The sequence below is a fragment of the Rhodococcoides fascians NBRC 12155 = LMG 3623 genome (assembly GCF_001894785.1).
GTDB lineage: Bacteria > Actinomycetota > Actinomycetes > Mycobacteriales > Mycobacteriaceae > Rhodococcoides > Rhodococcoides fascians.
Genome location: NZ_BCWW01000007.1, coordinates 228,527 through 242,203, shown reverse-complemented (window position 1 = coordinate 242,203; position 13,677 = coordinate 228,527). Strand labels below are relative to the sequence as shown.

Here is a 13,677-nt window from a genome sequence, read left to right as displayed (position 1 = left end):
TGCATCGTGGGCGCGGCATGCGGCCGGTGAGAGCTCGCAGGCGCACCGCGGTGCGGTGTTGGAGAACGGATGGAGTTTCGGCACTTGCACTCATCTGTTCAGCGCCGGGAACCATGGTATCGGCCTGCGGCACAATCAGTGCGCACGCCTCCCGCTGCGGACGCTCGGAGGCACCGAATCGAAGACCCGACGGGGTCCGGCGGTACGGATCGTCCGGCATGTCGCACTCGAACGGCTGGCGCAGACCCACCAGTTCTGCGTACCGTGGAGGCGTGCGCGATCAACTGCCTCCCGGTCTACCCCCGGATCCGTTCGCCGGAGACCCCGCCGACCCGTCGGCCGCCCTCGATGCAATCGAGCCCGGCCAGCCTCTCGATCCCCAAGAACGGCTGGCCGTAGAAGAAGACTTGGCGGACCTCGCTGTCTACGAGGCACTCCTCGGCCACCGCGGTATCCGTGGACTCGTCGTGTGCTGCGAAGACTGCCAGCAGGACCACTACCACGACTGGGACATGCTGCGTGCGAATCTGCTGCAGCTGCTCGTCGACGGCACCGTGCGCCCGCACGAGCCGGCCTACGACCCGGTGCCCGACGCGTACGTCACGTGGGATTACTGCCGTGGTTTCGCCGACGCATCCATGAACGACGCTCTGCACGGAGACGGTTTCGAGAGCTGAGACCCCAGACAAACGAAGAAGCCCGACACGATCATCGTGTCGGGCTTCTTCGTTGTTTACGGTCTGCGTCGTCGAACAGGGCCTGTCGCTCAGCTTCCGCCGGACGGAACCGACATGCGGTCGCCGTTCTCGGACGAACTGCCACTGGCAGTGGCCGTCGGCTGATTCGGGTTGTCGAGCACCGTCGGCGTGACGTCGGTGGTCGTCGGACTCGGACTCGTGGTGACGGGCGGGCTGACCGGTGTCGTCGTTTCCGGATTCGGCGTGCTCGGAACCGCGGTGGATTCCGGTGCAACCGTCTCCACCGGAGCCGTCGGAACCAGAGTTGCTTGGCTGGGCACCGACAACGGGGCTGCCGGGGCCGCACCCATCGGAGGTACCACGGGCGGCACCGTCATGGCCTGCAACTCCTGCAGCAAACGGGCCAGCCACTGGTCGAGTTCGGCTCGCTGTGCATCGTCGATGATCGCGGAACTGCGGTTCGATGCGCCGTCGAGAAGAGCGCGGGCAGCGTCGGCATCGCCGGACGACAGAAGGTTCTCCGCCTCCTGCAGCTTCGATGTCGTATCTATCTGCGCGACAGTCGAATCGGCCTGCTCGGAGAACACGACCGACTTGACGCTCCACAGCGGATCCTCGGGCGTCGAGTTGTACGAGATGACCACCAGACCGCCCAACACGACGGCGATCGCGGCGGCGGCACCGGCGAGGGGACGCAACAGACGCATCCGGCCCCCGCGGTTCGCCGCGCTGGATCGCGCCATGTCGGCTGCCACCTTCTCGCGCTCGACGGCCGCGACAACGGTGTCGAGAGAAGGACCGGCCGGCATGGACGGTGTGATCACGTCCGCTCGCCAATTGGCGAGCAGGAGCGCGAGTTGGTAATCGTCCGCATCATCGGTTGCGATCGGTCCGTCACCACTGATCGCGTCGATGAAGGCATCGTCACGACGAACGGCGACGAGGTCCACGGGACCACCGTCTGCGCCGATGTCGGCATAGGGATCGTTCTGCTTCGGTCCAGTGGGTGTCACGTGCTCTCCGATACGCGAGATTCCGCGACGCGGGGTCTCACCGGTGCCACCGTGACCATTGTCCCTAGCCATACATTTCACCTGCTCTCACAACTTCGTTCTTCAGTTTTGCGATAGCTCGGTGCTGAGCCACGCGGATAGCGCCTGCAGTGCTGCCGACCGCAGCTGCCGTCTCCTCGGCCGACAATCCGACGATGAGTCGGAGCACCAGAATCTCTCGGTGCTTGGCGGGCAAGGTGTCCAGTAGTGCAGTCATCTGACGACTCGACTCGGATTCCAGAGCTCGCTGCTCCGGACCGTGTTCTGTCGACACGACATCTGGTACTTCGGCGGCCGGGTCCGATTTGTTACGCGAGGCACTGCGATGAGCATCTGCGACCTTGTGCGCCGCGATGCCGTACACGAATGCCATGAACGGACGACCTTGATCCTGGTAACGCGGCAAGGCGGTCATGACTGCCAAACAGACCTCCTGCGCCACGTCGTCGGCCGAAAGCTGACCACGCTCAGCCGAACCGACTCGAGCCCGGCAATACCGGACGACGAGTGGTCGGATGAATTCCAAGACCCGGGACAGAGCCAGTCGATCGCCTTGCGCTGCGGCAACGACGAAAGAGTCCAACTCCTCACCCGCACTGTTCATCGTCGACAAATTTCCCCGCGTTACAGGTACGCACCCGCCTGGGAGCGCTTCCACGTGGTGGTGGAACGAACCAAGGATAGCGATACCGACGGCCCACAATCGAACCGCTCGGTCCGTGTGCGGCTACGGTCCAGGTCAACCGACCGCGGATCCACCCAGTCGTTCGAGTGCGGCTCCCAGGTCGCGCGCCGGAACCATGTTCGGATCCGCTCCCCCGGTTCCTTCGCACAGCATCGTCGCGGCCCAGCGCAGGGGCAGTAAACCGTGCATCGCCGCAGCGCAGGCCACGTCGACGGCTCCTGCACGTGCGCGCTCGGTCGCACCGGCGCAGCTCAGGGCAGCGGCCATCACCAGATCGGTTTTGATGCGATGCCGTAACGAATCGGTGTCGTCGGCAAGTGCGCGAGCAGACTCGGCGTGTCGGAGCGCTCCCGAGCCGTCCCCACGCATCATTGCCAGCTCGGCTGCCACCCAGTGCGCGCGCAGCGCCGGACGCCACAGATCCGACCCCCCACGCACCGAGAGCAGCTCTGCGTTGCGCGCCAGGAACGCATCCGCGAACCCGAATCGGCCGGTCCCCAGTGCATCCGCCGCCAATCCGACCAGCGCATCACTGCGCGCCTCCACCGCGTCCGTCGTTCGCGCCTCGCCGGTGAGCCCGATCAGGAACACCGCCCTCCCGTCGAACCCGCGGGCGAGCCGGTGCCGACCGACCTGGCGTAGCCATGACGCCCTGGTCGACTCGTACAGGGACTCGAGCGCCTGCGACGCCGGCCGGAACCGCCGGAGCTCGACCCGGGCAGCGTTGTACCGACCCTGGCCGGCCAGTGCGACGCCGCGGCACCAACTCTGCCGCGCATCGGTAGCCGCCGGTAGGTCGGTTCGACCGGGGTCTGCTCCGAACGCCGCCTCTTTCAGCTCGAGCCCGATGCAATCGGGCTCTCCGATGACGGGCGAGGACTTCGAAACACTGTGCACGACGTCAGGGTATGGCCACGGACGGACTGCAGGCACGCGAGTCGGCCGACCGAGAACCACGGACACGCAACGCACGAATGCGAATGTCGCGCCGGACGGCTGCCTCTTTCACGACGACCTTTCAGGACGCCGCTGCAGTTTTCACAGAATTAACAATGTGAATAGGTGTTGTTTCGGAAACAGTTGTCTGAACGCTGTGTGGCGAATGGGTTAAACGGCGGGTCGTTTATCGGAGCCGGACAAGAATGCGTCGGGCACATTCGACACCGCCGATCGGAATCGTTCGGCAACAACGACCGACTCCTCGCTCGATCCGCTCGGCCGCTCGTGCATCGAGGCCGAACCCGGCTCGCCACTGCTCGACGCTCTGCGACAACACCTTCAAGCTGCAGGTCTTCGAGAAACGCGCGGTGGAATGCGGAGCGACACCGGCTCGCGCCGACACGTCACCGTCGATCCTGCGCCGCGTCGTGCCATGAGCATCGTCTCCCGACTCGGCCGATTTCTCAACCGGAAGCGCACACATGCGAGCGGTTCGAAGTAAATATCGAACGTGTTAATTCTTCGCCCTCCCGCTATGCATTTGCCCACGATCGAGCTCTATTGACTCGATTTCGTCGACCCACATAACGTTGTCGCTGTTCGGATCACGAATCCGTCGAAGCCACACCACCCTAGGAGTTTCCATGCCGCAGCCGAACCACCTCCCTGGGCCGAACGCCGATATTTGGGATTGGCAGATGCACGGCCTGTGCCGTGGCGTCGACTCGTCCATGTTCTTCCACCCCGACGGCGAGCGGGGTCGGGCGCGAGCACAGCGAGAGATGCGCGCCAAAGAGATGTGCCGCAGCTGTCCGGTACTCGCTCAGTGCCGCACCCACGCACTCAACGTCAGCGAGCCGTACGGCATCTGGGGAGGGATGTCCGAGACGGAGCGCGAATTGCACGCCCGGCACAACCGCCGCCGCATCGCGGTCTGAGCACACGACTTCACAGCTGCACACACGACGAAGCCCCCAACCCGTTCGGGTTGGGGGCTTCGTCGTACTACCCGAAAATCAGTGAGCGTGTCCGTGGCCGGCTGCGGCCTCGGATTCCTCTTCGGGCTTCTCGACGATGGAGCTTTCCGTCGTCAGGATCATGCGCGCGACGGATGCGGCGTTGACCACGGCAGATCGGGTCACCTTCACCGGATCCACCACGCCGTCGGCCAGCAGGTCGCCGTACGTCAGGGTCGCGGCGTTGAAACCGTGGCCCTTCGGCAACTCGGCCACCTTGCTGACGACGACGGAACCGTCGATGCCGGCGTTGGTAGCGATCCAGAACAGTGGTGCGTTCAGAGCAGTGCGCACCACTGCGACGCCGGTGGCTTCGTCACCGGTCAGGCCCAGATCGTCGGCAAGCGACAACGCGGCCTGAGTCAGAGCAGAGCCACCGCCGGGAACGATGCCTTCTTCCACCGCAGCCTTGGCCGCTGCAACTGCATCGTCGACGCGGAACTTGCGTTCCTTGAGCTCGGTCTCGGTTGCGGCACCGACCTTGATGACGGCGATGCCGCCGGAGAGCTTCGCGAGCCGCTCTTCGAGCTTTTCACGATCCCACTCGGAGTCGGTGTTCTCGATCTCGCGACGAAGCTGGCCGACGCGGGCATCGATGTCGTCCTGCGAGCCGGCACCGTCGACGATGGTCGTCTCGTCCTTGGTGACGACGACGCGACGCGCCCGGCCGAGCAGCTCGAGGCCGGCTTCCTTCAGGCTCAGGCCGACATCTGCAGTGATGACCTGGCCTGCGGTGACGACTGCGAGGTCGTCGAGGAACGCCTTGCGACGGTCGCCGAAGAACGGAGCCTTGACGGCAACGGCCTTGATCGTCTTGCGGATGGAGTTCACGACCAGAGTCGACAGAACCTCACCCTCGGTGTCCTCGGCGATGATCAGCAACGGCTTGCCGCTCTCGGCAACCTTCTCCAACAGCGGGAGGAAGTCGGGAAGCGAGGTGATCTTCTCGCGGTACAGCAGGACGTAGGCGTCCTCGAGCACAGCTTCCTGCGTGTCGACGTCGGTGACGAAGTACGGCGAGAGGTAGCCCTTGTCGAACTGGACGCCCTCGGTGACCGACAGCTCGGTGAGCAGAGTCGAGGACTCCTCGACGGTGACTACGCCGTCTGCACCGACGCGAGTGAGCGCCTCACCGACGAGTTCGCCGATCTCGGGGTCCCGCGACGACACGGTCGCAACCTGAGCGATGGCCTGCTTGCCCTCGACCGGGGTGGCGGCGGCGAGCAGTGCCTCGGCAACCTTGTCCGCTGCCTTGGAGATGCCGGTGCCCAGCGCGATGGGGTTGGCTCCGGCGGCGATGTTCTTCAGTCCGCCGCGGACGAGAGCCTGTGCGAGAACGGTCGCCGTGGTGGTGCCGTCGCCTGCGACGTCGTTCGTCTTGGTGGCGACGCTCTTGACCAACTGGGCACCGAGGTTCTCGAACGGATCTTCCAGGTCGATTTCACGAGCGATCGACACACCGTCGTTGGTGACCGTGGGGCCACCGAAGGCCTTGGAGAGGACGACGTGGCGACCGCGCGGTCCGAGAGTGACCTTGACTGCGTCGGCGAGCTTGTCGACGCCGCGCTCGAGAGAGCGGCGTGCTTCCTCGTTGAATTGGATTTGCTTTGCCATGTTTCGGTGTTACTCCTTCGAGTAAAGAAACTCGATCGAACGCACTCCGCCCCGGGACCGACACTGAAATCGGATTCCGGGGCGGGATGCGTTGTGGCCTACTTGGCGATGACTGCCAGCACGTCGCGTGCCGACAGAATCAGGTACTCCTCGCCGGCGTACTTGATCTCGGTGCCGCCGTACTTGCTGTAGATGACGGTGTCACCTTCTTTGACGTCGACCGGGATTCGGTTGCCCTTCTCGGTGACACGGCCTTCGCCAACGGCGACGACGGTGCCCTCCTGGGGCTTCTCCTTGGCTGTGTCGGGGATGACCAGACCGGAGGCGGTCGTCGTCTCGGCCTCGTTGGCCTGGACGAGGATCTTGTCCTCGAGCGGCTTGATTTTCACGCTCGCCACGTTGAGCCCTCCAAAGTTATGGGGTACGCGTCCGGGGTCGGATCCCCGGACAGCTGTGTGTAAGTACTTCTCGTGCGGTCCTGACAAACTCGGCACGAAACTCGGTCCCGTCGTCGCGGGTGCCGGGACTTCGCTCGGTGCCAACTAGCACTCTATACACGAGAGTGCCAGCACTCAAGGGCTGGGTTCGCCAGGCTTGCGTTCGGGGGACCGACTCGGCCGGATCGCACTTCCACCCGACCCGCACCGGTCGCCTCGGCACGCGACACGGGGATTTCCACACTTTTTTCTCGATGCCGCGACACTGCCGAAGGTGCAGGTGAGGCCGCACCCGGGCCTGCGAAGTAACCGACCGAGCAGATTATTACGGTCGCGCAACGGGATCGGTAACGTTACGATAACGGAGCTGTCCGAACGATAACGATCGACAGCCGCGCCACGACTCGACAGACGAGAGGCACTGCACGACATCGGCGGAACCGAACGGTTCCCACACACGGACAACGGGGCGGAGGTACACCATGCGGGTAGGAGTCGGTGTATCCACCGGATCTGAGGGCGTGTGCGCAGCCCTGGTCACCGTCGAATCCGACGGCAGCCATGCAGTCGAGTACCGCACCGTCTCGGCGGATCGCCAGGCGAAGATCGATGTCGGTGATCTCGTGACGTCCGCGGTCGAGCTGATGGCGTCCCTCGTTCCCGGCGACCGACAGCCCGATTCCATCGCAGTCACCTTCCGAACCGAAGAACATGCGGCGCGCATCCGCGCTGCACTCGCACACACCACGCGAGACGTTCGGCTCGTTCCGGAAGCCGCCGCCGCGTCGGCACATCTGGCCACCACCGGTCTGGTCGACGAGTACGACACCATCGCCCTGGTGGACCTGGGAGCCAGTGGACTGTCGGTGACCGTGGCCCGCCGTACCGACGGTGTCGTTCTGTCCTACGGCCGATCCGAGGCCATCGGCGGCGTCGTTCTCGACGCACTGGTCAAGGACCTCGTTCAGAACATGACGCTCGACAATCTGCGAGACGACATTCGCGACGACCGCGGAATCGGATCGGCGCGGTACCGGGCGATCAAAGAACTGCTCTCACACGAGAACGAAGCACGCATCGAGCGATACAGCGGTGTACCGCTCACCGTGAGCCGCGCTGCATTCGAGACCGCTGCATTGCCCCTCTTCGACGAGGCAGCGCAGTTCGTGCGCAGCGTGTTCGACGAAAGCACCCACGAACCCGAGGCCATCGTGCTGATCGGCGGCGGTGCCCACATCCCGCTGCTGGCCACGTCTCTGACCGACACGTTCCATGCACGCATCGTTCGTCTCCCCGAGCCGGATGCCGTGCTCGCTGTGGGCGCGGCCGTCGTCGCCGCATCGGTGACCGACAACGATTACCCCCTGGTCTCGGCCGCACGCCGGACTGCAGGCCGGATGGGTCGCTACTCGGGTGCGATCGCGGCGGCCGTCGTCGCAGGCGGGCTGGTCCTCGCCTACGGGCTGCAGACGATGACCCCGGCAGACGACCCCAGCGTGTCCCCTGCCGGTAGCGCCACCGAACCCGTCGCAGCCGGGGACGCAGGACGACCCGCAGCCGAGGGCTACTCGCCGAGCGATACGCCGACTTCGACCCGTTACTCGGCTGACCCGATCGGCCCCGCAGCGACCACAGCCGATTCCTCGCGTCCGACGTCCCGACTCCCCGCGTCCTCCGCACCGACCACCACGCCGACGCTGCGACCTGCTCCCGACCTCCCGCGGATCGACTGGCCCATGGATCCGGCACCGGAGTCGTCGTCGCCCGACGCGGGCACCAGCGTCACCGTCGAGCCGTCGACGCCGGTCTCGCCCGAGCCCACGACGACGCCCGCGCCGACCACCAGCTCGCCCGTCGAGCCGACCCCGGCCCCGGGTGAGACTTCCGAACCCACCACGCCGTCCGGCCCGATCGAGCTCAGCCCAGGACCGACACCTCGGCCCTCGGCAGGGTCGGTTCCGGAAAGCTCGGAAGTACCGACCGGATCGATCACCGTTCCCACGACGGTCGTCCGTGGCTCGGATCCCACTCCGGAATTGACCGCTCCGCCGACGGTCTGGTCACCACCACCTGCTGTATCGGGTCAGAGCGTCGAACCCCGGACGTCACCGGACACGGCAGCGCCGCGAACCTCCGAGCCCCCTCAGGACGCTCAGCCGGGAACCTGACTGGTCGCGACCGACAGGCCGGGGTCCGTCACCGCTGTCAGAGCAGACGGTGCCGCGCCCCCGGCAACCAGGTGAGCACCGAGGGCGGCAATCATGACACCGTTGTCGGTACACAGCCGCGGCTTCGGAATTCTCAGCGTCAAACCGTTGTCGGCGCACCGTGATTCGATCAACGAGCGGATCCGCGAGTTGGCCGTTGCACCGCCACCGAGAACGACGGTGTCGACGTTCACGTCGGTCGCGGCGCGTACCGCCTTCATCGTCAACACATCCGCAACGGACTCCTGGAACGACGCCGCGATGTCGGCGACCGGAATCGGATCTCCGGCCCGCTGACGGGCCTCGACGAAGCGGGCGACGGCCGTCTTGACCCCCGAGAACGAGAAGTCGTAGCGCGCGTCCCGTGGGCCGGTCATTCCGCGCGGAAAAGCAATTGCAGTCGGATCGCCTTCGCGCGCCGCATCGTCGAGCGCCGGACCGCCCGGGTAGCCCAGACCGAGCAGGCGGGCCACCTTGTCGAACGCCTCACCGGCCGCGTCGTCGACGGTGGTACCCAGTTCCGCGATGGGCTTGGACAGATCGTCGACGTGCAACAGATGAGTATGGCCACCGGAAACCAGAAGTGCCACGCACGACGGCATCGGACCGTGTTCGAGGGTGTCGACCGCGACGTGGCCGCCCAGATGATTGACGGCGTAGAAGGGAACGTCCCACGCCGCTGCGTAGGCCTTGGCAGCGGCAACACCGACCAGCAAAGCACCGGCCAGTCCCGGTCCGATGGTCACTGCGACCGCGTCGGGACGATCGATGTCGGCGGCGGCGAGAGCGCGGCGCATCGTCGGAACCATGGCCTCGAGGTGGGCCCTCGACGCCACCTCGGGCACCACCCCGCCGTACCGGGCGTGCTCGTCGACACTGGATGCCACCTCGTCGGCCAGCAACTCGCACACACCCGAGTCGCGCCAGCGAACGATGCCGACTCCTGTTTCGTCGCAGGAGCTTTCGATACCCATGACGATCATCGGGCAGCCTCCGTCTTCTCCGGTCGACGCATGGTGAACGCATCGGCTCCGCTGGGCTGGTAGTACTTCGCCCTGGTACCCACGATCTCGAAGCCCTCACGTCGGTACAACTCGATGGCCGGGTCGTTGTCGGTGCGCACCTCGAGAAACACCGGCCCACCGTGATCGTCGGCGACGCGCAGCAATTCGCCCAACAGTCGTCCGCCGATCCCCCGGCGATGGTGCGCGGGATCGACTCCGATGGTGTGCACCTCGGCCTCACCGACGACGAACGCGCCGCGGCTCGGTTGCCCCAGCAGAGAGATTCCCGCATAACCGACGATCTCGCCGGCCTCCTTCGCCGTGACGTAATGATTGTGCGGCGCAGCCAGTTCCGCGACGAACGCGTCTGCCGACCACGGGTCGTCACCCTCGAAGAGCACCGTCTCGAGATACGCGCATCGTGCGCAGTCGTGCACCGTCATCGGTTCGATCGTCACCGTCATCGAGCGGCCTTCTCCGCAGCCCGTTCGGCGAGTGTCTTCGCGTCCGGGCGCCGCAGATAGAGCGGAACGAGCGGTCCCGGTGGCACCCCGCTGCCGATGTCGGTGGCAGCGACCCGAACCAACCCTGCCGGCGACGGGGCCTGCACGTCACGCACCGGCAACCCGAACAGTGCGGCATGCGGCGCGGAACCGGCGACAGCGTCGACGCCTCCGTGCTCCAGTTCGGCCGGAGCGATCACGTCGGGGCCCGCTACCCGAACCCCGGCTTCGTAACGTGCCCAATAGATTTCGCGACGACGTGCGTCCGTGACCACCAACAGCGATCCGGATTCGTCGACGTCAGCCGCGATCGCGTCGAGACTGCAGACACCGTGGACCGGCAGTCCGAGCGCATCACCGAATGCGGCCGCGGTCGCCATCCCCACCCGCAGGCCGGTGTAGGGACCGGGGCCCACCCCCACGACGACGGCCGCGAGATCGGCAGCCACGATTCCGGCCTCGGCCAGGCACTCGAGGATGTGAGGAGTCAGAACCTCGGCGTGCGATCGCGCGTCGACCTTGATGCGGGTGGCGACGGTGGTGACATCGGCCCCGTCGGCAGCGGAGTCGGACAACCGCACTACACCTGCGGTGACGGCAGGGGTCGAGGTGTCCACGGCAAGTACGAGCACGAGGATCAAGGCTACCCGCCCGGTGGCCGCACCCAGCACTCCCGTAGCCGCGGCACCAGGAACCCGGGATACCCGCATCGCACGCTTCGTCGAGTGCCGTTACGGGCGCGCCGGGTTTCGGTGCTCACTCGGGTAGGCGGCCGAGCGCATCGCCATTCACCCGGCGAGCACTCACCCTTCGGACGTCCGATTCCGGATCGCGTGACAAGCGCACGGAGACATGCTGATCCGTCAGGGTTTCCACCACGCCCTCGCCCCACTCGACGACGACGACGGCGTGCTCGAGATCGGTATCGAGGTCCAACGCGTCCAGCTCGTCGAACGCGGACTGTCCCGTCATACCCAGACGGTAGGCGTCGACATGCACGAGGGCGACAGGCGGTAAACCGTTGGGGCGCAAGCCTGGTCGATGCTCGCGGGCGATGACGAACGTCGGTGAGGTAACGCGACCGTGCACCCCGAGACCCGCAGCGATCCCCTTGGTCATCGCGGTCTTCCCCGCACCGAGCGGACCGTCGAGTACGACGAGATCGCCGGCGACCAGAATGTCCGCGAGCCGAGCACCGAACTCGGCCGTGTCCGTCGCCGTCGCCAGTTCGGCCTCGACGGGCAGGTCGAGCCGGGAGTTCGGTGGACTCTCGGAATCAGACAACGCCCCACCGCTTCTTCTTGGGCTCCGATGCTCGCGCCACCAGGCGAAGGATCGCACCGTTGACCTGTTCGGGGAACTCCAACTGCACCAGGTGCCCACCTTGACGCACCCGCACCATCTCCGATTTGGGCAGGGCGTCGGTGAGTGCTTCCGAACTCGCGAAGGGAATGATCCAGTCTTCGTCGCCGCACACCACCGACACCGGAATGTTCTCGAATTCCGCCAGAGCCGCCGACTCGTCGTGCAGTTCGAGCGTCTCGAGAAAATTCACGATAGTGACAACGGAGGTGTCGTCGATCATCGACTGCGAGAATGCCACCAGCCGAGGAGACACCCGCGTTCCGTACGAGGCAGCGCGCAGCACCGGTGAAATGATGGCGCGCACCGCTCCTCGCCCGAATTGCACCAGGCCGGGTGACGTGCGTACAGCCAGTCGAAAAGCATCGACCGCCGGATTCTGCAGGCTGCGGCCGACTCCCGTCTGTGCGAGGCCGGCAGCCGTAGTGGAGATCAGCACGGCACCGATCACTCGCTGCCGGACGACGGACGACCGCTGTCGCGCCATCGAGAGAATCGACATGCCGCCCATCGAGTGCCCGACCAGAACGATGCGTCCCTTGGGCACGACCGAACGGATGACCGCGTCGAGGTCGAGACCGAGCTGACCGATGGTGCAACTGCTTGCACTCGGCACCCCGGAGCGGCCGTGACCGCGCTGGTCGTAGAACACCATGCGCACGCTCGAACCCCACTGCTGTTCGAGCGCACGTCGTTGGAAATGCCACGACGACATGCGCAGGCAGTATCCGTGCACGAACACGACGGTCAGTTGTGCATCCGCCGGCCCCACCTCACGGACCGCCAGCGGAACACCGTCGTCCGCCGTGACGATACTGCCTCGATCGGCGTCCATCAGGTCGAGATTCTCGGTCGCCAGCGGATCCTTGTTGGATCGAAACGCCGTCTCCCGCACCACTATCGCAAGACTCTCCAGCAATCCCAGCATGGCCTACTTCGCCGCCTCCCCTGAGCGCGTGCCGACGAAACGACGTCGAACACGTCCACGAACGCCGGTGACGACCTCGTAGCCGATGGTGTCGAGCGCATCCGCCCAATCCTGAGCGTGCGGCTCTCCGCTGTCCCCCGGCCCGAACAGTATCGCCTCGTCGCCGATGGCGACACCCGAGCTGTCGCCGCCGAGATCGACGACGAATTGGTCCATGCACACGCGCCCCACCGACGGGTAACGACGACCGTCGATGGTCACCTCGAAACGACCGCTGAGTCGGCGTACGACCCCGTCGGCATAACCCAGCGCCACCAGTGCGACCACGGTATCGGTCGGAGCTGTCCAGGTGTATCCGTACGACACCGATTCACCTCGGTTCACCTTCTTGATGTGGGCCACCTGCGCGGACAATGTCATGACCGGACGCAAGCCGAAATCTCCCATATCGGGCACCGGCGACAGGCCGTACAGCGCAATACCCGGACGCACCATGTCGAAACCGAGGTCCGGCCTGGTCAGCGTTGCCGCCGAGTTGGACAGATGCACGACGGCCGGCGAGATACCGCGCCGGCCGGCGCGGGCAACCGCGTCGCGGAGCCGCTCTGCCTGGGCGTCGTTGGCCGGGTGATTCGGTTCGTCGGCACAGGCGAGATGCGAGAACATCCCCGTCAATCGCACGGACCCCTCGGCGACCGCCGACGCGGTGGCATCCAGGACGACATCGAGGTCCGCCCGCGCAACGCCGTTGCGATTGAGGCCGGTATCGATCTTGAGCGAGAGGTCGGCGGTGAGACCGGTCCGCCTGGCTGCGGCGATCACCGAGTTCAGCTGGCCGGCCGTGGACACCCCGACTCCGATGTTCTCGGCGATCGCAGCACCGAAGTCCGAATCGGCACAGTGCAGCCAAGCCAGCACCGGCACGGTGACTCCGGCTGCGCGCAGTTCCAGGGCCTCGCCGATGGTCGTGACCCCGAATTCGTGCACGCCGGCCGCGACGGCAGCGTGTGCCACGGGGCCTGCCCCATGGTTGTAGGCGTCGGATTTCAGGACGGCCATCACGGCGGCGTCGCCTGCGACTTCCTGCAGAACCCGGACATTGTGGGCCACGGCATCGAGATCGACGGTTGCCAGAGCACCCGAATCCGTCCGCGGATCGGTCTCCACGTCGCCGTTACCGATAGTCACAACATTCGATAGTGCCATCCCTGCCGCACACACCACGGATCAGG

General features: G+C 65.8%; 14 protein-coding genes. 3 read left to right on the top strand and 11 right to left on the bottom strand.

The features are described 5' to 3' along the window. Positions 1-272: 272 nt before the first annotated feature. Positions 273-677, top strand: coding sequence for a DUF5319 domain-containing protein (locus RFA01S_RS16350; protein WP_027496364.1), 405 nt, complete (start codon positions 273-275; stop codon positions 675-677). Between the two features lie 89 nt (positions 678-766). Here the strand turns inward: RFA01S_RS16350 and RFA01S_RS16345 are convergent, their stop codons facing one another. From RFA01S_RS16345 to RFA01S_RS16335, 3 genes are all read right to left on the bottom strand, one after another. Then, the gene (locus tag RFA01S_RS16345) at positions 767-1,783 is read right to left on the bottom strand and encodes an anti-sigma-D factor RsdA (protein ID WP_052060833.1); all 1,017 of its coding nucleotides are present in this window, start codon (positions 1,781-1,783) and stop codon (positions 767-769) included. Further along, entirely contained in the window at positions 1,776-2,354 is a 579-nt protein-coding gene (locus RFA01S_RS16340; protein ID WP_027496363.1) for a sigma-70 family RNA polymerase sigma factor, read from the bottom strand. Before RFA01S_RS16340 ends, RFA01S_RS16345 begins: the two co-directional genes overlap by 8 nt. A gap of 135 nt (positions 2,355-2,489) precedes the next feature. After that, a complete protein-coding gene (locus tag RFA01S_RS16335) occupies positions 2,490-3,332 on the bottom strand; it encodes a hypothetical protein (RefSeq protein ID WP_139278457.1) in 843 nt (280 codons plus the stop codon). Positions 3,333-4,018: 686 nt separating this feature from the next. On the opposite strand from RFA01S_RS16335, the gene RFA01S_RS16325 reads away from it, so the two are divergent. After that, complete coding sequence (locus tag RFA01S_RS16325) at positions 4,019-4,312, top strand: WhiB family transcriptional regulator (RefSeq protein ID WP_027496361.1); 294 nt, start codon at positions 4,019-4,021, stop codon at positions 4,310-4,312. 78 nt (positions 4,313-4,390) lie between these two features. Here RFA01S_RS16325 and groL read toward each other — a convergent pair whose 3' ends face one another. Together groL and groES are read right to left on the bottom strand one after the other, a co-directional pair. Continuing rightward, positions 4,391-6,004 (bottom strand): chaperonin GroEL, encoded by a 1,614-nt coding sequence (groL, locus tag RFA01S_RS16320; protein ID WP_032408017.1) that lies wholly within the window; start codon positions 6,002-6,004, stop codon positions 4,391-4,393. Between the two features lie 98 nt (positions 6,005-6,102). After that, positions 6,103-6,402: a co-chaperone GroES gene (gene groES / locus RFA01S_RS16315; RefSeq protein WP_008718149.1), complete on the bottom strand. Its 300-nt coding sequence runs from the start codon at positions 6,400-6,402 to the stop codon at positions 6,103-6,105. 521 nt (positions 6,403-6,923) lie between these two features. On the opposite strand from groES, the gene RFA01S_RS16310 reads away from it, so the two are divergent. Next, complete coding sequence (locus tag RFA01S_RS16310) at positions 6,924-8,609, top strand: DUF7159 family protein (RefSeq protein ID WP_052055055.1); 1,686 nt, start codon at positions 6,924-6,926, stop codon at positions 8,607-8,609. Here RFA01S_RS16310 and tsaD read toward each other — a convergent pair. The 6 genes from tsaD to alr all read right to left on the bottom strand — a co-directional run bounded on the left by tsaD (position 8,594) and on the right by alr (position 13,651). Beyond that, positions 8,594-9,631, bottom strand: a complete 1,038-nt coding sequence (gene tsaD / locus RFA01S_RS16305; protein ID WP_032365611.1) for a tRNA (adenosine(37)-N6)-threonylcarbamoyltransferase complex transferase subunit TsaD — start codon at positions 9,629-9,631, stop codon at positions 8,594-8,596. The genes RFA01S_RS16310 and tsaD overlap by 16 nt on opposite strands. Continuing rightward, a complete protein-coding gene (rimI, locus tag RFA01S_RS16300) occupies positions 9,628-10,116 on the bottom strand; it encodes a ribosomal protein S18-alanine N-acetyltransferase (protein ID WP_032408018.1) in 489 nt (162 codons plus the stop codon). The genes tsaD and rimI overlap by 4 nt, the downstream gene beginning before the upstream one ends. Further along, on the bottom strand, positions 10,113-10,787 hold the full coding sequence (tsaB, locus tag RFA01S_RS16295) for a tRNA (adenosine(37)-N6)-threonylcarbamoyltransferase complex dimerization subunit type 1 TsaB (RefSeq protein WP_032365683.1): 675 nt from the start codon (positions 10,785-10,787) through the stop codon (positions 10,113-10,115). Before tsaB ends, rimI begins: the two co-directional genes overlap by 4 nt. Before the next feature lie 124 nt (positions 10,788-10,911). Beyond that, positions 10,912-11,439 (bottom strand): tRNA (adenosine(37)-N6)-threonylcarbamoyltransferase complex ATPase subunit type 1 TsaE, encoded by a 528-nt coding sequence (gene tsaE / locus RFA01S_RS16290; RefSeq protein ID WP_032365613.1) that lies wholly within the window; start codon positions 11,437-11,439, stop codon positions 10,912-10,914. Then, positions 11,432-12,445 (bottom strand): alpha/beta fold hydrolase, encoded by a 1,014-nt coding sequence (locus RFA01S_RS16285; protein ID WP_027496355.1) that lies wholly within the window; start codon positions 12,443-12,445, stop codon positions 11,432-11,434. The genes tsaE and RFA01S_RS16285 overlap by 8 nt, the downstream gene beginning before the upstream one ends. Before the next feature lie 3 nt (positions 12,446-12,448). After that, a complete protein-coding gene (gene alr / locus RFA01S_RS16280; protein WP_081371352.1) occupies positions 12,449-13,651 on the bottom strand; it encodes an alanine racemase in 1,203 nt (400 codons plus the stop codon). Positions 13,652-13,677 lie beyond the last annotated feature (26 nt).